Origin of the sequence: Corynebacterium sp. zg254 (assembly GCF_024701495.1) — a bacterium.
GTDB lineage: Bacteria > Actinomycetota > Actinomycetes > Mycobacteriales > Mycobacteriaceae > Corynebacterium > Corynebacterium zhongnanshanii.
On record NZ_WIAR01000001.1, the window covers coordinates 341570 to 364219 of the forward strand.

Below are 22650 nucleotides of genomic sequence, written 5' to 3' on the forward strand. Positions count from 1 at the left end.
TATACGCCCCACCCCATACATTAGGTATTCGAACGGGACATTCTCTGCGAAATAACGCGCGTCACACCATCGCCACGCATCGTCACGCCGTACAGAACATTGGCCACATCCATCGTGGGTTTCTGGTGCGTGATGACGATCAGCTGGGAATCCTTCCGCAGCTCTTCAAACAGAGCGATCAGTCGTCGCAGGTTCACGTCATCCAGCGCCGCTTCCACCTCGTCCATCACATAGAACGGGGACGGCCGCGCGCGGAAGATAGCCACCAGCATGGCCAACGCGGTGAGGGACTTCTCTCCACCGGACAGCAGGGACAGGCGCTTGACCTTCTTGCCCGGCGGGCGCGCTTCCACCTCAATGCCGGTGGTCAGCATGTCATCGGGCTCCGTGAGCACCAGCCGCCCTTGGCCGCCGGGGAACAGCGTCTGGAACACCCGCGGGAACTCCGCCTCCACGTCCTTCCACGCGTCGGTAAACAGGTGCAGGATCGTGTCATCCACGTCCTGAATCACATCCTGCAGGTCCTTGCGCGCCTGCTCCACGTCGTCCAGCTGTTGGGATAGGAACGTGAAGCGCTCCTCCAGCGCCTTGTACTCTTCCAAGGCCAGAGGGTTGACCTTGCCCAAAGAATTGAGCGACTTCTCCGCCTTTTTCAGCTCCGCGCGGGTCGCGGTGGCGTCGAAGTCGTCCGGTAATTGTTCGGACAGCAGCTGCTCGGCGTTCATCGCCAGCTGCTCCATCGCGTGGGACAGCGCCTGCTCCAGCTTCACCTGCGCCTGCGTGCGCGCCAGTTCCGCCTCGTGCGCCGCATTGTTTACGCGGCCCAGCTGCGCTTGCAAGGCCGAGAGCTTATCCTTCTGCTGCGCCAGGGCAGCCTGCCATTGCTTCAGGGTCTGCTCCGTGGTGCTGCGCTGCGCCTCCGCGTTCAGCAGTGCCGCGGCGATGCGTTGCTCCACGCGCCGGGCCTGCGTGTGGACCGCCTGGGCCATCACGCGCACAGCGGCCTTTCGCTGCTGGGAACGTTCAAATTGTTCGCGAGACTGTTGCTCGTGGCGCGCTTGGCGTCGGAGGGCATCGGCACGGCCCCGCGTGGCCCCCGCACGTTCCTCCGCGGTGCGCAACGCTAGACGCGCCTCGGTCTCCATCGAGCGCACCTGGGTCAGCGCCTGCGCGGCCGCGTCACGCTCGGCGGTGGAGGCCACCTCGGGGTGATCGTCATCCTCCACCCGGGACACGCGGTCGTTGAGCTCCGCCAGCTCCTCCTCGGCGGCCTTCAGGGCCTGCTCCGCCGCGTCGCGTTGCTGCGCCGCACGCTGCCATTGAGATTCCGCCGCCGTGTATTGCTTCTCCACCGCCGCGTAGTGCTGTTCTGCGGCCACGCGTGCGGCCCGTTGCTCCTGAACCTTTGCCCTTGCCGACGCCGCCGTGGTGCGCAGGTCATTCGCCGCGTCCAAGGCTCCGCGCAGCTGCCCTTGGAGGTCGTCCAGGGTGTGGCGTGTGCGTTCCACCTCCGCTTCCAGCTGGGCAATATTCTCCGCGATCTCCACGGCGTTGGAGGCCCCACCTGTGCCGGCGGCGACCCAGCCGGATCCGTAGAGGGTTCCGGCACGCGTGACGGCGCGCAGGCGGGAATCCTGTTCCACGACTCGCCGGGCCTCGTCTCCGGATTCGACCGCGACCACGTCCACCAGTACGCTGGTGAGCGCGTGCTGCAACTCCTCAGGGCAGTCGATCAGGTCCAGCAGCCACTGCCCCGCCACCGGGGTGAGGTCCAGCCTCCAGGTATTCTTATCTGCCCGGGGTTCCAGCAGGACGGCGCGGCCTGCGTTGGCATCTTCCAGCGTGGTGACGATGGAGTCCTCCAGCGGCGCGATCACGCCCGCATCCGAGGCAGCACCCAGGGCGCTCGCAAGTGCCGCACCCCAGCCCGCCTGGGCCGAGACAGCATCCGCGATCGACCGCGCCGATACGCCTGCTTTCTCCGCCGCCTCCACGGCCACCGCGGCGCCGTCAGAGGGGCGCAACCGCTCCCGCCACGCAGCAAGGGTGGCCTGTCCGTGGGCGATGTCTTTCTCCAGCTGCAGCTGCTGCGCCCGAAGCGCCTCGGAACGCTCTTCGGCCCCGGCTGCTTCCCGCTCCGCGCGTGCGGTATCCTCCTCCAGCCCGGAAAAGTCGCCGCTTGCCTCCTCCACGGCATCGCGCGCCTGGGCGCGCTCGTTGTCCATGGAGTCCAGCATCTCCTTGAAGTGCTCAACGGACTCCGCGGCGCGTTCCAGCTGGGTGCGCGCGTTGTCCACGCGGGCCGTGGCTGCCTCGTGCTGCGCGAGCAGGCGCACCACGCCTTCGCGGCGATCCGCGATGGCCCGGGCCTGGGCCAGGTGTTCCCGTTCGGCCTCGCGGGCGGCATCTTCTGCCTCGAGGACAGATTCCCTGATGGACTCCAGGCTCTCCTGGGCCATCTCCACGGCCTCGTCCAGGGCCTGCTGTTCGAGCTCTGCAGCCTCCGCCCGGGCCAGGATCTCGTCGGGATCGGGTCCGGTCCACACCGCGTCTGCCGTGGATTCGGCCCTGTCCGCGGCGATGCGCACGGTTGCGGCATTCTTTTCGGACACCGCCGACAGGCGATACCACAGGTTCTTGGCACTTTCGGCTTCTTCCAGGGCGGTGCGCAGCTCTTCCTCGGTGATCGCCAGCTCTTCCGAGTGCACCTCGACCGTGTGCTGGAGCTCCTCCAGCTGTTCGTTGAGTTGCTGGGCTCGCTGGGTCGTGTCCTCGAGGCTCGCGGATAGTTGCGTCACCTGGTGCGCCGCCAGCTGCACGCGGGCTGTGCGGATGGTGGCCTGGACGGTGGAGGCCTTCTTCGCCGCTTCCGCCTGCCGCGCCAGGGGTCCCAGCTGCTTGTGCAGCTCGTCGGTGAGGTCGTGCAGGCGGTCGAGGTTCGCCTGCATGTTCACCAGTTTCCTCTGCGCTTTTTCCTTTCGACGCCGGTGTTTCAGCACCCCGGCCGCCTCCTCAATGAAGGCGCGTCGTTCCTCCGGCCGAGACTCCAGGATCTGGGCTAGCCGCCCCTGCCCCACGATCACGTGCATTTCGCGGCCGATACCGGTGTCCGACAGGAGCTCTTGAATGTCCATCAGACGGGACTTGGTCCCGTTGATCTCGTATTCTGAAGCGCCGTCGCGGAACATGCGGCGCGTGACGGAGACTTCCGAATACTCGATGGGCAGTTGGCCATCCGAGTTATCGATGGTCAGTGTGACTTCTGCTCGGCCCAAGGCCTTGCGCTCGCCCGCGCCGGCGAAGATCACGTCCTCCATCTTTCCGCCACGCAGAGTCTTGGCGGAGTGCTCGCCCATCACCCATGCCAGGGCGTCCACCACGTTGGATTTTCCAGAGCCGTTGGGTCCCACCACAGCGCAAATCCCTGGCTCGAGCTTGAGGGTCGTTGGCTGCGCGAACGACTTAAAGCCTTTGAGGGTCAGGGATTTGAGATACACGCGTAACAGTCTACAAGGTGATGGTTCCCTGAATCACGCTGGTGGCGCGACCGCCAACCCAGATCTCAGACTGATCCTCATCGGCCGTGATGTGCACCCGCCCGGCACGCCCAATCGCGGTGCCCTGGGCGGCAACATAGGGGGCCGTAGCGCGCCCAGTGGACAGCAGCCATTGCGCGGCGGCGGCATTGAGACTGCCGGTGACAGGGTCCTCGCGCAAGGGCTCCGTGCCTTCGGTAAAGAAGGCACGAACCTCCCACGCTGGCTCCTGACTGTCCTCCGACGCCACGGCGTGCGCCCCAATCACTCCGATGTCCCAACGGCCGGGGTGCTGGGAGGCGTCGGGGGTCAGGGAGAGCACGGTCTCCGCACTATCCAGAAGCAGCCCCACCCAGCCTGGGCCGTTGTCGAGCCACTCCGCGTCGAGGATACTGCTACGGTCGATCCCTAAGATCTCGCTCAGGGTCGCAACCAGGTCCGCGTCCACGGGGCCTGTGCGCAGTCGTTCGGGGGCTTGGAAGGCGAGCGTGTCCCCGTCGATGGTGATGGGGATCAGGCCTGCCTCGCATTGCTGGATGATGGTTCCCGGCGTGCGGGGCGCGCCACCCGCCTCCAGCCACGCCCGGGCGGTTCCCAGCGTGGGGTGCCCGGCAAAGGGCAATTCCTTGTTCAGACTGAAAATGCGCACGCGATAGTCCGCGCTGGGATCGGTGGGTGGCAGCACAAAGGTGCATTCAGACAGGTTGGACCACACAGAAAATCGGCGCATGGTGGCGTCATCGAGCCCCTCGGCGTCCAGCACCACGGCGACGGGGTTGCCCGTGCCGGGGTCCTGACCGAAGACGTCGACCTGGCTAAAACGCCGGCTGGTCATGACTCTCCCCCATCACGAAGCAGCTTCACTGCCGCAGCTGCAGCCTTGTGTTCGGCTTCGCGCTTGGTCTTTCCGGTTCCCGTGGATTGCAACAGGCCCGTGAGGTTCAGCACCGCGTGGAACGTCTGATCGTGCTCAGGCCCCTCCACGGTGATGGTGAAGGTGGGCTCGACCTGAATCCGGCGACCGGCCAGCTCTTCAGTCAAGGTGGTCTTCCAGTCCATGGTGCGGCCCTTCACCTCCGCCGCGTCGATGCGGCTGGCGAAAATCCGCAAGATTGTTGCGCGGGCGACCTCGAAGCCTTGCTCCAGGTAGATCGCTCCGAGGATGGCCTCCACGGTGTCCGCAAGGATGGAATCCTTATCGGCGCCGTCGGTGCGCTGCTCGCCGCGGCCGAGCAGGATGTACTGGCCCAGGCCCAGCTCGCGGGCCACGGAAGCCAGGGCGTACATGTTCACCACGGAGGCACGCATCTTGGAGATGTCGGACTCAGTGTTGTGTGGGTATTGCTTATACAGTTGCTCGGCCACGGACACGCCCAGCACCGCATCGCCCAAAAACTCCAGGCGCTCATTGTTGGGGAGGTTGTCATTCTCGTTGGCAAAGGAGCGGTGTGTAAGCGCCAGGCGCAAGATATCATCGCTCAAGCTCACGCCCCACGCCTCGAGCAATGGGGCGTGATCGGTCTTGTTATACGCTGCGTGCAGCGCGGGCTCCCCTGTTAAGCGCCGTTTGCGGGCCACAGATTGTATCCTTCCCTACTTGGATTCTTGGTCATCCACGGTGAACTTCTTCAGCGCGGCCCAGCGTGGATCAATGGGTTCCTCGTCGGCGTCCTCGCCGTCGAGGCCTTCCGGTCGGGCCGATTCGCCGCCCACGGCCAAGGCGCCGTCCACGGTGCCGGCCGGCGTGGGGGTTTCCTCAACGCAGTGCTGTCCGAAGTCTTCACACACGGGGCTAAACGGCGCGTTCAGACCGGCCTCGTCCAGGACGAGCTGCGTGATGTCGATCGTGCCGTCTTTGACCAGTAGCGGCTCGTCGTCTTCGTCCTCGGCATCGTCGCCACTGATGAAGTCTTCGGTGAAGCCAAAGACATCATTGATGGTGTAGTCGAAGGTGGTCTGGATGTCCTGAAGGCACAGGCTGCACGTTCCGGTGGCGGCCGCCTGGACCTGCGCGTTAATGAGCACGGCCTCACCCAGGTTGCTTACAGTTCCGTGAACCTCCACCGGGGTATTCTCCTCAACCGCCAACATGTTTCCGCCCCAGCGAACCGGCGAGAGACCGGTCGCCTCAACAGGTTCGCTCAGGCCGGTAGGAACGTCGGATACTTCGATCACGAATGGGTTGCTCATAGCTACATTTGTACCCTGAGTGGGCACTGGCGTGCGAATCTCCGCTGGGTTCACAGCGGGAGCAACCGGCAGGCCTAGTCGGCGTGCTCCTCGTAGCGGTGATCCCGTGGTTCCCGGGAGGTGCGCGATGGCGCGTGTCCGGACACTCCGGCTCCCTTGCGCAGCGCCGCGCGATCCCTAGTGACCGTGCGCAACGTGGCGTTGAGGGTGTTTTCAAACTCCGCCAGCGTGGAGTCCACGTAGCGGTCGCATTCGGTCCGCAGGCGATCGGAATCGGCGTGCGCGGACTCCACGATGCGCTGGGACTCCGCCTGGGCGATGCGTACAACCTCGGACTCGGATACCAGGCGAGCCTGCTCCGCCAAACCTTCATCCACCGAACGCTGGTAGGACTCGTTACCACTGGTGATCAGGCGGTTGGCTTCAGCCTCGGCGCGGGACGTAACGGTCTCGTATTCACGACGGGCGTTTTCCACCAGCGTTTCGGCGCGGTCTTCCGCTTGAGCGACGGTCTGGGTGGCGCGCGCTTCGGCGTCGTCAATAATTTTGGCAGCACGTGCCTCAGCTTCGGCGAGGATGTCGTCGCGTTCCCTCTCCGCGTCGGAGATCAAGGTGTCCGCGTGGTTTTGCGCATCGTCGATGATGCCGTCCCGGTGATCCAGAACGTCCTGCGCGTCATCCATCTCGACGGGGATGGCGTTGCGCATCTCGTCGAGGATGTCGAGGACGTCGCGTCGCGGAACCATGCAATTGGACGTCATCGGCACGCTGTAGGCTTGCTCCACCATGTGCTGGAGGTCATCCATACCCTGGAAAGTCTTGTACATGCATCCCATCATGCAACATCAGTCACACAAGTCACGATAGGACACACGGGTTCCTGAAAAATTGTGAGGAACGCTTCCCTAGGACGAAAACTTAGCGCGCATAGCCTCCACCACGGGCTCCGGCATCAGACCGGACACATCCCCGCCGTACTTCGCCACTTCCTTGCACAGCGTGGAAGACACATAGCCATAGTCTGGGTTCGTCAGCAGGAAGTACGTCTCCGCCCCGGACAGGCGCTGGTTCATCTGGGCCATGGGCAGCTCGTATTCATAATCCAGGGAGCTACGCAGCCCCTTCACCATCGCCTGAATATCGTGCTTCTTCAGGTAATCCACCAGCAGGGAATCCCACTTATCCACCGTGATGTTTGTCGGGCCATTGGGAAGCGCGTCAATGGAACGACGGATCAGGTCCATCCGCTCCTCGGCATCGAACAACCCGGACTTGTTGGGGTTGTAGGTCACCAGCACAGTCACCTCATCGAAGGTGGCCGCCGCGCGGGTAAAGATGTCCAGATGGCCATTGGTCACAGGATCGAAAGATCCGGGGCATACAACTCGCATTGAAATCCTCGCCAGTCTCTATTCGCTACTCGTTGCTCGTTACTCGTTCATCTCTGCATGGGCTACACGGCGCCACAGAGCCATATCAAAGCGGGCAATTCCAAAGGTACGCTTTTTCAGCTTCTGGCTGGTGGGTTCAAACCCGTCCGGCCACTGGGTCTGCGCCGAATCCCGGTGCCGCTCCACCACCACCATCGCACCGTCTGCCAGCAGTGGTTGCAGGGCGCACAGCATCTCGTGCACGGCATCGTCGCCCAGGTCGTACGGCGGGTCGGCCAGCACCATGGTGAAGTACCCCTGCTGCGCGCCCGCCACGAACGTAGAAGCCTTCGCTTCCACCACCCGCGCGGAGTCCTTCGGCAGTTCCTTGGCCACCACCTGAATGTTGTGCTTGATGGTCGCAACAGCCTGCGGACTGGAATCCACCAGGGTCACGCTCCGCGCGCCCCGGGACAGCGCCTCCAGCCCCAACGCGCCGGACCCAGCAAAGAGATCAAGCACCACCTGATCCTGGAAACCCACTCGCGCCTGCAGCGACGAAAACAGCCCCTCGCGCGCCCGGTCTGACGTGGGCCGGGTCCCTTCGCTAGGCACTTTAATCCTGCGGCTGCGTGCCGTTCCCGCGATAATGCGTGTCATCTACACAATCTCCACAATCTCGTCGCCACCCTGAACGTTCACGAAGTCCTCCCGCTGGGTGCGTTTCACGGTCCCTGGCGCCGGTGCCAACACGGGTGCCTCCAGCTTGATCGCCTCCACCGTGGCAAGCTCGGTCCCTGTGGTCACTTCTTCGCCATCGGCCACGCAATATCGGACCACTCCGGCGAAGGGCGCGTAAATCTTCATGGGGCTTAGTGTACCGCCTCTCCCTCACACACCCGGCCGTCCCGTGGGCTAAGCCCGTTCGATATATTCCTGATCCTCGATCTCGATATCGGCCACCAGCTCCCGCGCGCGCTCGGCGTCCCAGGCCACCAATTCTTGTGCGTAGTCGCGCGCCGCCTCGATAATCTCCCCGTCCTCGGAGAGGTCCAGCAGGTCCACGCGCCGCGCTGTGCTGCCCGATTGCCGTTGCCCGAGAACGTCCCCCTCCGTGCGCTGCTTGAGGTCCAACTCGGCCAAGTCAAAACCGTCGTGTGTGTCTGCCACCGCGATTAATCGTTGATACGACGCCGAAGTCTCCTCCATACCGGTCACCAACAAACACACGGCATCTGCGGCTCCACGGCCCACGCGCCCTCTCAACTGGTGCAGCTGGGATACGCCAAAGTTTTCGGCGTCGACCACCACCATCATGGTGGCGTTCGGGATGTCCACGCCCACTTCGATCACGGTGGTGGCGACGAGCACGTCATACTCCCCCGCTGCGAAGGCTTGCATGATCTCGTCTTTGTCCTCGGCGGGCATGCGGCCGTGCACCATCCCCACCTGAAGCTGCGGTGCGAAAGTGGTGCGGATGCGTTCTGCCCAGGCTTCCACCCCGTCCTCGCCTTCGATCTTCGGCACCACCACAAAGGCCTGGTGGCCCACTGCCGCCTCCTCCGCCATGCGGGTCCAGATGCGTCGGAACCAGGCAGGATTGCCCAGGGGAACCACCACCGTGGACACCTCTCCTCGGCCCTGCGGCAGGCCTTCGAGGCGTACGGGTTCCAGGTCACCGAACATGGTCATGGCCACGGTGCGTGGAATTGGGGTGGCGGTCATGACCAGCATGTGCGGCGTGGCATCCGCGGGGCTGCGTTCCCGCAGGAAGTCGCGCTGACGCACGCCGAAGCGGTGCTGCTCGTCCACTACCACCAGGCCTAGGTTAAAGAACTCCACGGTATCCTGAATCAGCGCATGGGTGCCGACCACAATATCGGCCTGGCCACTGACGATGTCCAGCAGCGCAGCCTTTCGTTCGGAGGTCTTCTGTGATCCCGTCAGCAATGTCACGCCCACGCGGGAACCTTCGGGGCTTAAGCCCAGAAGTTCTACGAGCGTGCGGGCGTGTTGAGCGGCCAGCACTTCTGTGGGAGCGATGAAGGCGCATTGATAGCCGGCGTCGACAGCTTGGAGCATCGCCAGGAGTGCGACGATGGTCTTGCCAGCACCCACATCGCCCTGCAGCATCAGGTTTGCCGGCGTCTCGGAATGCAGTGCCGCAGAGATGGTCTCCACGGCGTGTTCCTGGCCGGGGCTCAAGGTGTACGGCAGGTGGGCGAGCATGCTGGCGCGGGCGCTGTCCGAGTCCTCGGACACAGCCATGGCGAAGCCGGAGCGCACGGTAGCGTCGGCGCGCCGTAGGGCCATCACCAGCTGCAAGGACAGCGCCTCGTTGAATTTCAGGCGGAACAGCGCGGCGTGCGGCCCCTCCGCCGGGGGTTGGTGGATCTGGCGCAGAGCTGTATCCAGGGGGATCATCTGCTCTCCCTCTGGGTCCGCGGGCCATGCTGGTGCGTCCTCCCCTGTAGGGAGTACTTCGGGGATCGGGTCCAGCTGGCCCAGCACCTGGTTCACCACACCGGTGAGCTCAGCGGTGGTGGTGCCGCTGCGTCGACCGTAGAAGGGCAACCACGGACGGTTCAGGATCTTCTGCGCCTCGGCCTCGCTCCCGGTGATGTCCACGATGGTTTTTAAAGGACCATAGGCGCCAAAGCGCGCCCCGTCCGCGGGGAACATGGACACGTAGGAGGGGTTTTTGAGCTGCCACCGGTCGTTGAAAATATCCAATTTCCCGTAGAGCAGCACGATGGAGCCGGGAACCAACACGCTGCGGTGCATCGCGGGGTTGCCGAACAGTGCCGAGTCCAGCCGCACCACGCCATCGCTGAAGGAGAAGGTGATGTATCGTCGCGGTCCGCGGCCAGAGTAGTTCTCCCTCTCCTGGGCGTGGAGGATCTCCGCCACGCAGGTGTACATCTCCCCTGGTTCCATGGGCTCCATCGCTGTGGGGTCGCCCATCCGCGCATAATTACGCGGATAGTTGGTCAGGAGGTCGTAGACCGTTTTCAGGCCGGGCTTACCAGAGAGTGTGCGCGCCCGGTCGGGGCTCACCAACAATCCCAGTGGTCGACGATCTATCCAGCCCAGCATGTGTCCTCCCCCTTATTCCACGCCAATTTCCACAGGTAGGCCCAGCCCCGGGGTGTGGATGACTTGTAGTTCCAACCCCTCGTGGTGAGTCTTGATGTGGTCGATTGCTCGGGATACTCCGGCCTCCACGGCCTCGTCCCCATCCCACAGGAGGGTCATCAATTCGCCACCATCGCCCAGCAGCTCGTCCATGAACGCCGGCAGGGACGCGCAGACCACCTGGTATTCGGGGTGCACGGTGCGCTGCGTGGACACGGCAGTGATGATGTCATCTACGGTGTCTTCCCAGTCTGCCGTAGCGTCGAACACAGCCACGGCGGCCAATCCGCCCACGATGGAGAAGGTCTCGATGAACTCCAAGTGCCGGTCGCTGGCCCTCTCCCGCACCAGGGACGCATCCTGACCGTTCAGCAGGACCAGCGTGGGCTCGTGCGCAGAGGCCAGCACGCGGTCGATATCCGCCTCGCTGCTGACGGTCTGTGCGCCCAGCTGCTCGAAGAGTTCACGCACGCCGCCACGTGCGTCATCGCCGTCTGAGCCGCCAGGCCCCGGGCACAGAGCGATGATGGGCAGCGTGGCAGCAGGCGATGCGGTGGCGTCCTCCACCAGGGGAAGCACCTCGATGCGCAGACCCGAGACGCGCCCCAGCGCAAAGGCCTTTTCGATGATGGGCCCGGCGTGCCGCGTGTGCACGTGCATCATCACTTGGGTAGCACTGATCGGCCCCACCACCACGGAGTTACCCTGGTCCTCCAGGATCCCCCGCATCTCCTCCAAAACACCCGGGTCGTCCGATTCGAAGGCAAACATCACCTCCACTTCCTGCTGCACGACTGCGTGCGCTTGCACCTCACGTTCCAGCTCCGGCGCCCCCTCCACCAGGTCAGCAAGCGCCTGCATCATCACCACGAACCCTTTGCCTCCGGCGTCCACCACGCCGGCCTGTGCCAGCACGTCCAGGTGCTGTGGCGTCTGTTCCAGCGCCACCTCGGCGCTGTCCAAGCACTGCCGCACGATCTCGGAGAAGCTCAGAGATTCCTCCACCGCAGCCCGCGCCCCTTCGGCCGCCGCCGCCAGCACCGAGATCACGGTCCCCTCCACCGGCGTGGAAATAGCCTCGCGCGCGAAGTCGGACGCGTGAGCCAGCATGGTGGCCAGCGCATCACCGTCGATCGGCCCCCGGGTGGCGCTCTCCGCCAGAGCGCGCAGCACCTGACTCAGCACCAACCCGGAGTTGCCGCGCGCCCCCAGCACAGCACCTTTGGCCAGGGCGTTCGTCACCTCCACCAGGCTCGCGCTGCGATCCTCCCCCGCGGCCTCCAGCACCTCGTCCATCGCGCGCACGGCGCTGCCCATCGTCAGGGCCATGTTCGTGCCGGTATCGGAATCCGGGATCGGGAACACATTGAGGCTGTTGATGTCAGCCTGCTGATTCTGTAACCCGGTTGTTGCCCGGCGCGCCCACTGCTCGATCAGTGGGCCATCGAGGTGCTCGTCCATGTGTGTCAGCTTATCGTGTTCGTGTTACACGGTTGTGGTTACTGCCGTGCCTGTGAGGACTGCCACACGCCTCAGGCCGGTAGCCGCCAGTCGATCGCTTCTCCGCCTTGCTCTTGGAGCAGGGCGTTGGCGCGGCTGAAGGGCTTCGATCCGAAGAATCCGCGGTATGCGCTAAGCGGTGAGGGGTGGGGGCTGCAGATGCAGCGCTCCTCGCCGATGATGGGCGCCAGCGATTGTGCCGCCTTCCCCCAGAGGATCGCCACGAGGTGCGGGTTGCGGGCCACCTGCCGTACGGCGGCTTCGGTGATGGCTTCCCATCCGAGGTTGCGGTGGGCACCAGCCTGCCCCGCCTCCACCGTCAGCACGCGGTTCAGCAGCAACACGCCCCGGTCCGCCCATGCGGAGATGTCGCCGTGCTGGGGTGCGGGCAGGCCGAGGTCGTCCTCGTATTCCTTATAAATATTGCGCAGCGATTTCGGGATACTCGTGGCGTTGCTGGAAAAGGCCAGGCCCATGGCGTCGCCGGGGGTGGGATAGGGATCTTGTCCCACGATCACCACGCGGACGTCGCGTGGGTCGTTGCGGAATGCTCTCATTATTTTCTCCGACGCCGGAAGCGTGCGTTCCTCCGGCGTGCGTCGCCGAACGGCCTGCAGGACTGGGGTGGTGTCGGGCAGTTCCCATGCGGGGTGGATGGCGCTCATAACGACTCCCAACCGCCGTCGTTGGTGACGGGTGCGCCGTCCAGCAGGACGGGGGTGTCCGTCACGTCGTGTGCGCTGCGCACCCATCCTAAGTGGCGGTAGCCGCTGGGCATGCGGGTATCGGTGGTTCCCACGAGGCAGTGGTCTTCTCCCCCGTTCAAGACCCAGTCCCAGGGGTCTATGTCTATACCTTTGTCCGCCAGGAACTGCTGGGCGTGGCGCAGCTCGCGAGAGGGCACGAGGGCTTCCCTGTCCAGGTCGAATACCACGCCCGAACGCTCAGCCATGGCGGTGACATCGCGGATCAGCCCATCGGAGATGTCCGTGAGGCTGGCGGCTCCCGTGGCGCGTGCCACGAAGCCGCGTCCCACGGGAAACTCCGGGGCGCAGTGCCAGTCCACCAACGTGCGCAGGATGGGGTCGTCCGGAACGCCGTCTCGTCCTCCGCAGGCCTGGAGGATGTCCAGCCCGGCGGCCGACCATCCCAGGTTCCCGTGGGCGATGATTCTGTGTCCCACGCAGGCGGCGTCGAGGGTTAAGGGGGCATCGGGGCCCGTGAGTTCGCCGACGGCGGTGATGGTGATGACCAGGGTGTCGCTGCGCACTACGTCGCCACCAACCAGCTCGGCGGCCCAGGGGATGGCGGCGTCGTACATGCCGCGGGCAATGTCTTCGACATCCCGCAGCAGCATGTCCTGTGGTGCGGCCAGTGCGAACAGCAAGGAGGTGGGGCGTGCACCCATCGCCTGAATGTCGGCGAAGTTCTGGGCCACGGCCTTGCGGCCCACCTGGTGCGGGGTGGAATAGTCGAAACGGAAGTGGCGGCCCTCCACCAGCATGTCCGTGGAGCACACAATGCGGGAATTGGTGCCGGTGGTGGGGATCACGGCGGCGTCGTCCCCGTTAAGGTCGCTGGGGGCGGCCTGGCGGATCGCGCGAATCGTGCGTGCCTCACCCGCCTCGGACAGAGTGAGGGCAGAAGGATCTAACGCATCAATCGCATGGGGCATGGTGGCAACCTACAACTCGGCACAAAACACAATAATTTCCTATCTCACGGAGCCCGTTCCTACAATGTCCACTGTGGATACTGCAGCGGAGACACCCCAAGACCCTCACAACACTACCCCTCCGAAGCTTGCCGTCGTGTTATCGATCATCCTGGCGGTGGCTTTCATCGTGGCAGTGATCGCCGGGGCGCGGATCATGACGGACCGCACCACATACACTCCCGCTGCGGTGAGCCCCATTGACGCGCCGGAAGCAGGTTCGCGCGCCTGCGACGACGTCATCGCTAACCTGCCGGACTCCCTGGGGGCGTTTAAAAACGTCGATATTGTGGAGCCGGCGCCGGAGGGCACCAAGGCGTATAAGAATGCGAAGGGGGAACAGCTCACGCTGCGCTGTGGCGTGTACGCCCCTGACCAGTACACGGTACTGTCCAAGACGAACACCATCAAGGACGTGCACTGGCTGACCGTCACGGATGCCACACCGGGCTCCCACATGAGAACCTACTACCAGCTGGGTGGTGCTCCCACGGTCGCGATCACCACGGAGGCGCCCATCGGCACCGCGCTGGAGGACGCAAGCTCCGCGCTGGCTGTCCACATTGATACCTCCAAGGCACCGAAGCCGAAGCCCTTCCCCCTGTCCTCCACGCGGCTGGAAGGCGACGGCCACCCTCAGCAGTGCACACGCTTTTTAGACGCGCTGCCGAAGACCATCGGTGACTACACACTCCGGGACACGTCCGCCATCAAGGGCGCAACCAGCCAGTCCCGCACGTGGTTGGCCGACGGCCAGGAGCCCATCGTGGTGCGGTGTGGCGTGGAACTGCCCGACAGCTACACGCCAGGCGCGGTGCTCAGCCAGGTGGGCGAGGTTCCCTGGTTCGACGAACCGGGCCTGGCGCGCGGATCCACCTCTGGCCGGTGGTTCGCGCTAGGACGCGAGGCCATTGTGGCCCTGTCCATGCCCGGCTCCGAGGGCAACGAGGTGATCTCCACGATCACGGACACTGTAGCTGACACGCTCGCGCCGGAAAAGCCGGAAAAGCCGGAGAACAGCACCAACTAGCGCGCCACGCGAGCGCGCTGGATCAGCGTGTCCAGCAGCTGCTCGTACTCCATGCCTTGCGCCAGGAACATCTGCGGGTACATGGAGATTGGGGTGAATCCAGGCAGGGTGTTGATCTCATTGAGCACGGGGCCGTTTTTTGTCACGAAGAAGTCCACGCGGGCCAAGCCCTCACAGCCGAGTGCCCGGAAGGTTTCGATCGCCCACTGTTGAACCTGCCGCGTATCCTCCTCGGTCAACGGGGCCGGGATGGAGGCGGAGACTGTCGAGTCGACATACTTGGCGTCGAATCCATAAAATCCCTCCGCGCCATCTTCCGTACCTTCCAGCATCGCCGGAACGGACGCGACCAGGGAGCCATCCGGGTGCTGCAGCACGCCGCACTCCACCTCCCGGCCATGAATCATGGACTCGATCAGCACCTTCGAGTCGTGGGCGAAGGCCAGGTCAATGGCCGCATCGACGTCCTCCCAGCGATCGACCTTGCTGATGCCGATGGATGAGCCACCGCGGGCAGGCTTGACGAACACGGGCAGACCTAGCTGCTCCTGTTCCTCGGCGGTCAGCGGCCGCTGCTGCTCCAGCACGATCTCCTGGCCGACGGGAATCCCCGCCACGCGGGCCAGGCGTTTGGTGAACACCTTGTCCATGCCCGCGGCGGAGGCGAGAACCCCGTTGCCCACATAGGGAATGCCCGCCAGGTCCAGCAGTCCCTGCACGGTACCGTCCTCACCATTGACGCCGTGCAGCACGGGAAAGACCAGGTCAAAGGAAGCGAACGTCTCGCCGGCCTGCTGCCCGGTCACCACGCGCAGCTCTGCTGGCTCGCCGGCAGTCTGCCCCAGCACTGGCATCAGGTGCGTGCCCTGATCCTCCACCGTGGGCATTGTCCGACCCTCGGCGCGAAGCTGTGCGGTATCCGACTGCCCCGGCACCCACGCGCCATCCTGGGTGATGCCCACGGGGATGACGGTGTACCGCTCGGGATCCAGGTGGTCCATGATCGCGCCGGCGGAAATGCAGGACACGGAGTGCTCCGTGGATTGGCCGCCGTAGAGCACCACCACGCGCAAGGGGGTGCGGTCGTGCTGTGTAGCGGCGGTGGCGCCGGCAGTTGCGCTGGGCGTTGCGGTGGTTGTTGCGGTCGGGTTGGTCACAGAATCACTGGAGGTAGTAGTCACGCTCAACGATTCTACAGGCCTACAGTTCGGACTTCCGGGAGCGACCAAGCAGGGACATGACCATGTCCTCCACATCCATGCCGTGATGGCACACCGCGGCTACTGCCTCGGCGATCGGCACTTCCACGTCGTGCTGGGCCGCCAGCGCAACGATGGATTCCGACGCAATCACGCCCTCCGCAACCTGACCTTTCGTGGCTTCCGCTGCCTGCTGTGGGGTGTCCCCCTTGCCCATCCGGACGCCGAAACTGCGGTTGCGCGACAGCGGGGAGGTGCACGTTGCCACCAGGTCCCCCATCCCGGCGAGACCCGCCAACGTCCGAGGATCCGCGCCCAGCTGCAGCGCCAGACGCGTGGTCTCCGCCAGGCCACGGGTAATGACGGTGGCTGCGGTGTTATCGCCAAAGCCCATGCCTGCGGCCATTCCACAGCCCAACGCGATCACATTCTTCGAGGTTCCGGCGATCTCGCAGCCGATCACATCCGTGTTGGTGTACGGGCGGAAGTACGGGGCCGCCGCGGCCGATTGAATGACCTTGGCGCGATCCTCATCCACGCAGGCCACCACGGTTGCCGCGGGCTGGCCCTGGGCCACTTCCTTCGCCAGGTTCGGGCCCGTCAACACGGCCACGCGTTCTGGCTCCACGTCGGCCACGTCCGAGATGACTTGGCTCATGCGCAGCCCTGTGCTGTGCTCGATCCCCTTGGCCAGGGAAACGACCGACGCCGCCCCGCCGATGTGACCCCTCCACTGCTGGAGGTTATCGCGCAGCGTCTGCGAGGGCACCCCCAGCACAACGATGTCCGCCTGCTCTAGGCACTCCTCCGCGTCAGACGAGGCCTGGAGATTCTCGGGTAGCGTGATGTCGCCGAGGTAGCGGGAGTTGGTGTGCTGGGCGTTGACTTCGTCGGATACTTCCTGCCGGCGAGCCCACAGGCGAACCTGGTTACCAGCGTCGGCGAACACCTTGGCCATGGTCGTTCCCCACGACCCTGCACCCATTACCGCTACCTGCATTGCTGTTGTCGCTTTCCTCTGTGTGTTCTTCTGTGACTGGCCCCCTGACTTGGGGGCCGTAACGTGTTCACCGTGGCGGTTACGCCATGAGACTGTGGTGTGCACGGTTATGCACGTACCCAAGAGCTCGTTATACGATATTGGGCAATAGTTTCATACAAACATACCGCAAGGCTGTGAAAGGATTCACACGTGATTTCCCACAACGGGACCGGCGACCTATCCACCTCCATTGCTTTGGCACACCACGAAGTTGGCCATGTGTCCCGCATTGGATCGAAACCAGCACAGGAGTTCGCGAAGCCCACCTTCGCAGCCGGTGCACTCCTCTGGCGCATTGCCGACCGCACAGCCGACGGAGGTAAAGACGAGGAGCTCGAGGTAGCAGTTGTCCACCGTCCTCATTACGACGACTGGTCACTGCCGAAGGGAAAGGTGGACGCGGGCGAAAACCTCACGGGTACCGCGGTCCGTGAGATCTTCGAGGAAACAGGATTGCGCCCGCGCTTGGGCTGGCTGCTGGGCTTCGTGAAGTATCCCGTGAAGGACCGTACGAAGGTGGTCTACTACTGGACCGCGCAGGTACTCAGTGGTGAATTCGTGGCCAATGATGAGGTAGACGAACTGCGGTGGCTTCCCGCCGCCCAGGCTGCCGAGTTGGTGAGCTACGACCTAGACCGCGAAGTCATCCTGTCGGGTGTGGATCATGTCACCCGCCAGTGTGATCGCCGCGTGATCCTCATTCGCCACGCCAAGGCTCATGATCGCAAGGGCTGGGGCGGGGACGATAACCTCCGCCCGCTGGCGAAAAAGGGACGCCGCCAGGCGGAATTGCTAGTTCCACAACTCACGGGCTACCAGCCTGATGCCATCGTCTCGGCCGAGCCCGACAGGTGCCAGCACACCGCGCAACCGCTGGCCGACGCCCTGGGGTTGGATGTCCAGGTGGATCCTCGCTTTGGCGATGCGGCTTTCGAGGAGAACCCGGAGGCGGTTGTCGAGGCACTGATTGACACGGTCACCTCCGCGCCGCTGAAGTCTGTGACTGCCATCGTGTCTCAAGGCACTGCCATCCCAGGCATCCTGGAGCGACTGTTGGATCCTGAGGTGCTGGTAGTAGACGATATTCGCGTGAAAAAGGCCTCCGCGTGGGTGCTCCATTTCTCTGGAGACAAGCTGGTGGGCGCGGACTATTTGGCCTCCCCGTTTCCGGTGAAGTAGCTGCGCAGTATTCTCCTCCCCCCCCCCTTGTCCGGGTCTCCTCACCCCAGCCCGGGCTCCGCGCGAGAGTTTTATGTAAAGTGACCCTCACAGGTTAGTTTTTGAGTAGTATTCTATTGCGTGAGGAAAGAACGTAAAGATACTCTCGGAGCGACCGGACTAGCAGGGATCCTTGGAGCAATTCTCGCCATCCCTTTTGTCCTCATTCTCTGGGGTACGGTGTGTTTCTTTCCAGGGGCAGAATGGCATCCACACATGCAGTCTCCGATATCCATCGCGCTTCTCGTGATACTTTTCTTCCCCTGTAGCCTCGCGGCGGAATTCCTGGCAGCGCGTATTTCAATAAAGTTGCTCCCGACCCACAATAAAGCAGGTCAGGAGCTTATTGAGGCGCTGTTCGCCTTCGGAGTGATATGTTTTCTGATCACGCCCGTGGCTGCCGCAGCCATAGCAACGATCATCTATGGCTGCGTGACTGCGCTTTTGGAGAGACTGATTCTCTCGTCTTAAGGCCTACGTGTTAACGGCCTAAACCCTAGAATAATTTACAGGGTCTTTGGCTTGAAAGACGCACGCTCAGCTTCAAAACGAGAGATAGCCTCTTCATCCCTCAAGGTCAGCCCGATGTCATCCAGGCCTTCCATTAGTCGCCAGCGGGTGTAGTCATCAACCTCGAAGGGGAACACGTTCTCTCCCACGGTGACAATGCGGTCCTCCAGGTTCACCGTGACCTCCATGCCGGGAGTTTGCTCCAGCAGCTTCCAGATCAGCTCGATGTCCTCCTGCTCCAGCTTCGCTGCCAGCAGGCCTGCTTTGCCGGAGTTACCGCGGAAAATATCCGCGAAGCGGGAGGAGAGCACCACGCGGAAGCCGTAGTCCATCAACGCCCACACAGCGTGTTCGCGTGAGGAGCCGGTACCGAAGTCCGGGCCCGCCACCAACACGGATGCGTTCTTGTATGGCTCTTGGTTCAGTACGAAGTCTTCGTTTTTGCGCCAGGCCGCAAACAGGCCGTCTTCAAATCCGGTGCGGGTGACGCGCTTCAGATAGACAGCTGGGATGATCTGGTCGGTATCGACGTTGCTGCGCTGCAACGGCGCTGCAACGCCAGTGTGAGTAGTGAATTTTTCCATCGTCGTAACTTCTTGTCTCTCGTCTTTAGTTGGATGCCGACGCGACCGGTTCCAGGTCTGCAGGTGATGCAAGGTGGCCAAGCACTGCCGTGGCAGCAGCCACTGGTGGGGACACCAGGTGAGTGCGGGAGCCCTTGCCCTGTCGGCCTTCGAAGTTTCGGTTGGACGTGGATGCGGAACGCTCCCCTGGCTGGAGCTGATCTGGGTTCATACCCAGGCACATCGAGCATCCGGCGGTACGCCATTGTGCACCGGCAGCTTCGAAGATCTTGTCCAGACCTTCCTCTTCTGCCTGAGCCTTCACGCGGGCGGTGGACGGAACAACCAGCATGGTCACGTCGTTGGACACCGTGCGTCCCTTCAGAACCTCCGCGGCGATGCGCAAGTCTTCGATCCGCGCGTTGGTGCAGGACCCCAAGAACACTGTGTCAATGGCAATGTCGCGCAGTGGCGTTCCTGGCGTGAGCCCCATGTATTCCATGGCGGACTCTGCGGCTGCACGGTCGGAATCGTTCGTGAAGTCTTCCAGCTGTGGGATGGATTCGCTCAGTGGCAGGCCCTGGCCTGGGTTGGTTCCCCAGGTCACAAAGGGGGTCAGTGCCGAACCGTCGATCTCCACCACCGTGTCAAACGTGGCGTCCTCGTCGGTGCGCAGGGACTTCCAGTACTCCACGGCCTTGTCCCACTCTTCGCCCTTCGGCGCGTGCGGGCGGCCTTCCAGGTAGTCAAAGGTGGTCTGGTCCGGTGCGATCATGCCGGCGCGTGCGCCTGCCTCGATGGACATGTTACAGATGGTCATGCGGGCTTCCATGGAGAGCTTTTCGATAGCTTCGCCGCGGTACTCAATGATGTAGCCCTGGCCGCCACCGGTTCCGATCTTGGCGATGATGGACAGGATCAGGTCCTTGGAGGTTACGCCTGGCTGCAATTCACCGCTGACCTCGATAGCCATGGTCTTGAAGGGCTTCAGGGGCAGGGTCTGGGTAGCCAGGACGTGCTCAACCTCGGAGGTTCCGATGCCCATAGCGATGGAGCCGAAGGCGCCGTGGGTGGAGGTGTGGGAGTCACCGCACACCACCGTCATGCCGGGCTGCGTCAGGCCCAGCTGTGGTCCCACCTGGTGGACAATGCCTTGCTCGATGTCGCCCATGGGGTGCAGGCGAATGCCGAACTCTTTCGCGTTATCGCGCAGAGTAGAGACCTGAAGCCGGGAGGTAGGCTCCTGGATTTCCAGCAGGTTGCCGGTCGTCACTCCGACAGTGGGAACATTGTGGTCTTCAGTGGCGATGGTGAGGTCCGGGCGGCGTACGGGGCGGCCTGCCTGGCGCAGTCCGTCGAAGGCCTGGGGAGAGGTCACCTCGTGAACGAGGTGCAGGTCGATGTAGAGAAGGTCTGGCCCGCCGTTGTCACCGGGGGATACGACGTGGTCTCGCCACACTTTTTCGGCGAGGGTTAAGGGTTCGTTGGTCACGTTCTCTCCTCTGTGAAGTACTTTTACTTTCCTGTTCCACGGAATGGAATGTATAATATCAGATTATGGGACAGAATAGCGAAGTGCCTGCAACGAGTGGCATCCAGGTTCTCGACCGCGCGGTGTTCATCCTCACGGTCATTTCCGCAGAACCGAGAACCCTGACCGATCTGTGCGACATCACCGGTCTTCCACGCGCCACGGCACACCGCATCGCCGTTGCTTTAGAAAAGCATAGACTGATCGAACGCGACCACGATGGCGCCTGGACCACTGGCCCCGCACTCACCGAGATGGCCCCCACCTCCAACTCGCGCCTGGAGGAGGCCGCCGAGCACATCCTGCCGAAGCTTCTGGCGGAAACCGGCGAATCCGTCCAGCTCTACCGTATTTCCGGACTGGATCGCGTGTGCATCGCCAATGCCAACCCTTCCACGGGCTTGCACGACATCGTCCCCGTGGGCCACCGCATGTCCCTCGCCGCGGGCTCCGCGGCCAAAATCCTTATGGCCTATGCCTCGGATACCTTACTGTCTCAGGTGTTGCCGCACGCCGCGTTCACCGCCGCCGATCTTGCGGAGATCCGCGCCACCGAAATTGCCGAATCCTCCGCCGAACGCGATCCATCGCTGGGTTCCGCATCCGTCCCTATATTCGACGCCAGCGGTACCATGATCGCAGCCCTCTCCCTGTCCGGGCCTGTCGATCGTATGGGCCCGCACCCCGCCACAAAGTTCGGCCCTATCCTTCGCCGCGCGGCTCGGGAGTTCGACATCGCTCTGCGAGGCTAGTCCAATACAGCCCTCCGGGCCAACCACTACAGCCCTGCGAGGCTAGTGGTCATCAGCCAGTCTCATCAGCTCACTCATGATCCCCTTTCCGTCGTGTGCAATGCCGTTGTGCTGGAACGCGTTCGTGATCATCGGCCGGAGATCCCGGTAGGCCGCTGCCGTCTCCAGAGATTCCTCGAACGGCACAAAAATGTCATCGACGTAGATCGCCGCCGACGCCACAGCCTGCGCCTCCCCCAGCGCCGCCACATCATAGGGCGAGCGTTCCCACGATCGCTGCGCTAACTCTTCAGCCGCGTCGGCGAAGGCATGCAATGCCGGGTCCTCCTGGAACTGCCACGGGTAGATGTGCTCGCCGGTGAGGAAGATCCTGCCCGAGGGTTCCTCCGCGAACTCCTCGAACTCCTCGCGCACGCGGTGCGCAGCCCACCTGGTCTGGGGGTCTCCCGCCACGCCACCGTAGATGGACTCGTGGATCGCGGCGTACAGCGGGCCGTCCTCGAAGCTCACTCGCGCGCCCACGTCCGCCAGGAAATCCGTCTTCAGGGACTTCTCCCCTCGTACGACTCGGAAGGGGTCCTCCAGCAGGTAGGCCAGGGTATCGAAGCCGTGCCCGCGCCCCAGCTCAATGCCAATAGTGCGGAAACGCCGAGACGATAAACGCTCGCCCGTGGGAAGCCGCTCATCAGAGTTATCCAGATGATCCACAATCTCCGCAATGCGGCTCTCCGCCCACGGACATTCTCGGAAGAAGCGCTCATGCCGGACAGCGAGCTTGCCGTAGGTGGAGCGATACACGTCGTCCACTCCCCTGGTCACCGAAGGTAACCCGCCGGTGAGAAACGCGCGATCCACGCTGTCAGGGCACATAGAGAGGTAGGTGGTGATGCAGAACCCTCCGAAGCTCTGACCAAACAGGGACCATTTTTTGAGTCCGAGGTGTTCGCGAAGAGATTCGGCGTCGGAGACAATATATTCCTGGCGCAGCAACGCCAAACGGTCCGCACGACGGTCGATGGCGGGGCTACGTCGGTCAATGCGGTGCGACCGCCCCGTGCCCCGCTGGTCCATCAGCACCACGCGGTAGCGCTCCAAGGCCTTCGCGATCACGCCCGCAGGTTCAGCCGGGCGCGGCGCGGGAAAGCCCGGCCCGCCCTGCAGATACAGCAAGACGGGCAGGTCCTCGCCGCCGGGAGGGATGATTTCGCGGGCGAAAAGCTCGAAGGTGTCCGCGTGGGCAGCGGGGTCGAACGGGTCCCACGGCACCTCAATCACGTGCTCGCGGAGGGTGTGTCCGAATCGGCGGCTTTCACGTATCGCAGTCATGCGGACAGTCTATTCCCTACGTCCTACATCAAGG

Annotated in this window: 21 protein-coding genes; 4 read left to right on the plus strand and 17 right to left on the minus strand. The window is 63.6% G+C overall.

Annotated features, from left to right (window positions below; all coding sequences use genetic code 11):
• Positions 1-20: 20 nt before the first annotated feature.
• From smc to GC425_RS01670, 12 genes are all read right to left on the minus strand, one after another.
• A complete protein-coding gene (gene smc, locus GC425_RS01615; protein ID WP_151844053.1) occupies positions 21-3497 on the minus strand; it encodes a chromosome segregation protein SMC in 3477 nt (1158 codons plus the stop codon).
• Positions 3498-3507: 10 nt separating this feature from the next.
• The gene (locus GC425_RS01620; protein ID WP_151844052.1) at positions 3508-4371 is read right to left on the minus strand and encodes a PhzF family phenazine biosynthesis protein; all 864 of its coding nucleotides are present in this window, start codon (positions 4369-4371) and stop codon (positions 3508-3510) included.
• Entirely contained in the window at positions 4368-5114 is a 747-nt protein-coding gene (gene rnc, locus GC425_RS01625; protein ID WP_151844051.1) for a ribonuclease III, read from the minus strand. The genes GC425_RS01620 and rnc overlap by 4 nt, the downstream gene beginning before the upstream one ends.
• Positions 5115-5129: 15 nt before the next feature.
• A complete protein-coding gene (locus GC425_RS01630) occupies positions 5130-5726 on the minus strand; it encodes a DUF177 domain-containing protein (RefSeq protein ID WP_151844050.1) in 597 nt (198 codons plus the stop codon).
• A gap of 74 nt (positions 5727-5800) precedes the next feature.
• Entirely contained in the window at positions 5801-6553 is a 753-nt protein-coding gene (locus tag GC425_RS01635) for a DivIVA domain-containing protein (RefSeq protein WP_151841712.1), read from the minus strand.
• Positions 6554-6631: 78 nt separating this feature from the next.
• Positions 6632-7117, minus strand: coding sequence for a pantetheine-phosphate adenylyltransferase (gene coaD / locus GC425_RS01640; RefSeq protein WP_151841713.1), 486 nt, complete (start codon positions 7115-7117; stop codon positions 6632-6634).
• Positions 7118-7156: 39 nt separating this feature from the next.
• Positions 7157-7756: a 16S rRNA (guanine(966)-N(2))-methyltransferase RsmD gene (rsmD, locus tag GC425_RS01645; protein ID WP_151844049.1), complete on the minus strand. Its 600-nt coding sequence runs from the start codon at positions 7754-7756 to the stop codon at positions 7157-7159.
• Positions 7757-7963 (minus strand): biotin/lipoyl-containing protein, encoded by a 207-nt coding sequence (locus GC425_RS01650; protein ID WP_151841715.1) that lies wholly within the window; start codon positions 7961-7963, stop codon positions 7757-7759.
• A gap of 48 nt (positions 7964-8011) precedes the next feature.
• Positions 8012-10192 (minus strand): ATP-dependent DNA helicase RecG, encoded by a 2181-nt coding sequence (locus tag GC425_RS01655; protein WP_151844048.1) that lies wholly within the window; start codon positions 10190-10192, stop codon positions 8012-8014.
• 12 nt (positions 10193-10204) lie between these two features.
• Positions 10205-11692, minus strand: coding sequence for a DAK2 domain-containing protein (locus tag GC425_RS01660; RefSeq protein ID WP_151844047.1), 1488 nt, complete (start codon positions 11690-11692; stop codon positions 10205-10207).
• 71 nt (positions 11693-11763) lie between these two features.
• A complete protein-coding gene (locus GC425_RS01665) occupies positions 11764-12396 on the minus strand; it encodes a uracil-DNA glycosylase (protein ID WP_151844046.1) in 633 nt (210 codons plus the stop codon).
• Positions 12393-13406: a thiamine-phosphate kinase gene (locus GC425_RS01670; RefSeq protein WP_151844045.1), complete on the minus strand. Its 1014-nt coding sequence runs from the start codon at positions 13404-13406 to the stop codon at positions 12393-12395. The genes GC425_RS01665 and GC425_RS01670 overlap by 4 nt, the downstream gene beginning before the upstream one ends.
• 73 nt (positions 13407-13479) lie before the next feature.
• On the opposite strand from GC425_RS01670, the gene GC425_RS01675 reads away from it, so the two are divergent.
• Complete coding sequence (locus GC425_RS01675; RefSeq protein WP_192930369.1) at positions 13480-14475, plus strand: DUF3515 domain-containing protein; 996 nt, start codon at positions 13480-13482, stop codon at positions 14473-14475.
• Here the strand turns inward: GC425_RS01675 and GC425_RS01680 are convergent.
• Complete coding sequence (locus GC425_RS01680) at positions 14472-15548, minus strand: D-alanine--D-alanine ligase family protein (RefSeq protein WP_231699730.1); 1077 nt, start codon at positions 15546-15548, stop codon at positions 14472-14474. The genes GC425_RS01675 and GC425_RS01680 overlap by 4 nt on opposite strands.
• A gap of 127 nt (positions 15549-15675) precedes the next feature.
• Entirely contained in the window at positions 15676-16674 is a 999-nt protein-coding gene (locus tag GC425_RS01685; protein ID WP_151843452.1) for an NAD(P)H-dependent glycerol-3-phosphate dehydrogenase, read from the minus strand.
• Positions 16675-16866: 192 nt separating this feature from the next.
• Here GC425_RS01685 and GC425_RS01690 point away from each other — a divergent pair, with 192 nt between their 5' ends.
• Together GC425_RS01690 and GC425_RS01695 are read left to right on the plus strand one after the other, a co-directional pair.
• On the plus strand, positions 16867-17895 hold the full coding sequence (locus GC425_RS01690) for an NUDIX hydrolase (RefSeq protein ID WP_151841724.1): 1029 nt from the start codon (positions 16867-16869) through the stop codon (positions 17893-17895).
• A 120-nt stretch (positions 17896-18015) separates the two neighbouring features.
• Positions 18016-18405, plus strand: a complete 390-nt coding sequence (locus GC425_RS01695; RefSeq protein ID WP_151844042.1) for a hypothetical protein — start codon at positions 18016-18018, stop codon at positions 18403-18405.
• 35 nt (positions 18406-18440) lie between these two features.
• Here the strand turns inward: GC425_RS01695 and leuD are convergent, their stop codons facing one another.
• Entirely contained in the window at positions 18441-19028 is a 588-nt protein-coding gene (gene leuD, locus GC425_RS01700) for a 3-isopropylmalate dehydratase small subunit (RefSeq protein ID WP_151844041.1), read from the minus strand.
• 25 nt (positions 19029-19053) lie between these two features.
• Complete coding sequence (gene leuC / locus GC425_RS01705) at positions 19054-20499, minus strand: 3-isopropylmalate dehydratase large subunit (RefSeq protein ID WP_151841727.1); 1446 nt, start codon at positions 20497-20499, stop codon at positions 19054-19056.
• Positions 20500-20564: 65 nt separating this feature from the next.
• Here leuC and GC425_RS01710 point away from each other — a divergent pair, with 65 nt between their 5' ends.
• Entirely contained in the window at positions 20565-21290 is a 726-nt protein-coding gene (locus tag GC425_RS01710; RefSeq protein ID WP_151841728.1) for an IclR family transcriptional regulator, read from the plus strand.
• A gap of 42 nt (positions 21291-21332) precedes the next feature.
• Here GC425_RS01710 and GC425_RS01715 read toward each other — a convergent pair whose 3' ends face one another.
• Entirely contained in the window at positions 21333-22616 is a 1284-nt protein-coding gene (locus GC425_RS01715; RefSeq protein WP_151844040.1) for an alpha/beta fold hydrolase, read from the minus strand.
• Between the last annotated feature and the right edge of the window lie 34 nt (positions 22617-22650).

What these genes read in the sequence shown, in the direction of transcription:
- GC425_RS01620 (WP_151844052.1), bottom strand. Translation starts at nt 4,371, where the DNA reads ATGACCAGCCGGCGTTTTAGCCAGGTCGACGTCTTCGGTCAGGACCCC.
- GC425_RS01630 (WP_151844050.1), bottom strand. Translation starts at nt 5,726, where the DNA reads ATGAGCAACCCATTCGTGATCGAAGTATCCGACGTTCCTACCGGCCTG.
- GC425_RS01635 (WP_151841712.1), bottom strand. Translation starts at nt 6,553, where the DNA reads ATGTACAAGACTTTCCAGGGTATGGATGACCTCCAGCACATGGTGGAG.
- coaD (WP_151841713.1), bottom strand. Translation starts at nt 7,117, where the DNA reads ATGCGAGTTGTATGCCCCGGATCTTTCGATCCTGTGACCAATGGCCAT.
- rsmD (WP_151844049.1), bottom strand. Translation starts at nt 7,756, where the DNA reads ATGACACGCATTATCGCGGGAACGGCACGCAGCCGCAGGATTAAAGTG.
- GC425_RS01650 (WP_151841715.1), bottom strand. Translation starts at nt 7,963, where the DNA reads ATGAAGATTTACGCGCCCTTCGCCGGAGTGGTCCGATATTGCGTGGCC.
- GC425_RS01655 (WP_151844048.1), bottom strand. Translation starts at nt 10,192, where the DNA reads ATGCTGGGCTGGATAGATCGTCGACCACTGGGATTGTTGGTGAGCCCC.
- GC425_RS01660 (WP_151844047.1), bottom strand. Translation starts at nt 11,692, where the DNA reads ATGGACGAGCACCTCGATGGCCCACTGATCGAGCAGTGGGCGCGCCGG.
- GC425_RS01665 (WP_151844046.1), bottom strand. Translation starts at nt 12,396, where the DNA reads ATGAGCGCCATCCACCCCGCATGGGAACTGCCCGACACCACCCCAGTC.
- GC425_RS01670 (WP_151844045.1), bottom strand. Translation starts at nt 13,406, where the DNA reads ATGCCCCATGCGATTGATGCGTTAGATCCTTCTGCCCTCACTCTGTCC.
- GC425_RS01685 (WP_151843452.1), bottom strand. Translation starts at nt 16,674, where the DNA reads ATGCAGGTAGCGGTAATGGGTGCAGGGTCGTGGGGAACGACCATGGCC.
- leuD (WP_151844041.1), bottom strand. Translation starts at nt 19,028, where the DNA reads ATGGAAAAATTCACTACTCACACTGGCGTTGCAGCGCCGTTGCAGCGC.
- GC425_RS01710 (WP_151841728.1), top strand. Translation starts at nt 20,565, where the DNA reads ATGGGACAGAATAGCGAAGTGCCTGCAACGAGTGGCATCCAGGTTCTC.
- GC425_RS01715 (WP_151844040.1), bottom strand. Translation starts at nt 22,616, where the DNA reads ATGACTGCGATACGTGAAAGCCGCCGATTCGGACACACCCTCCGCGAG.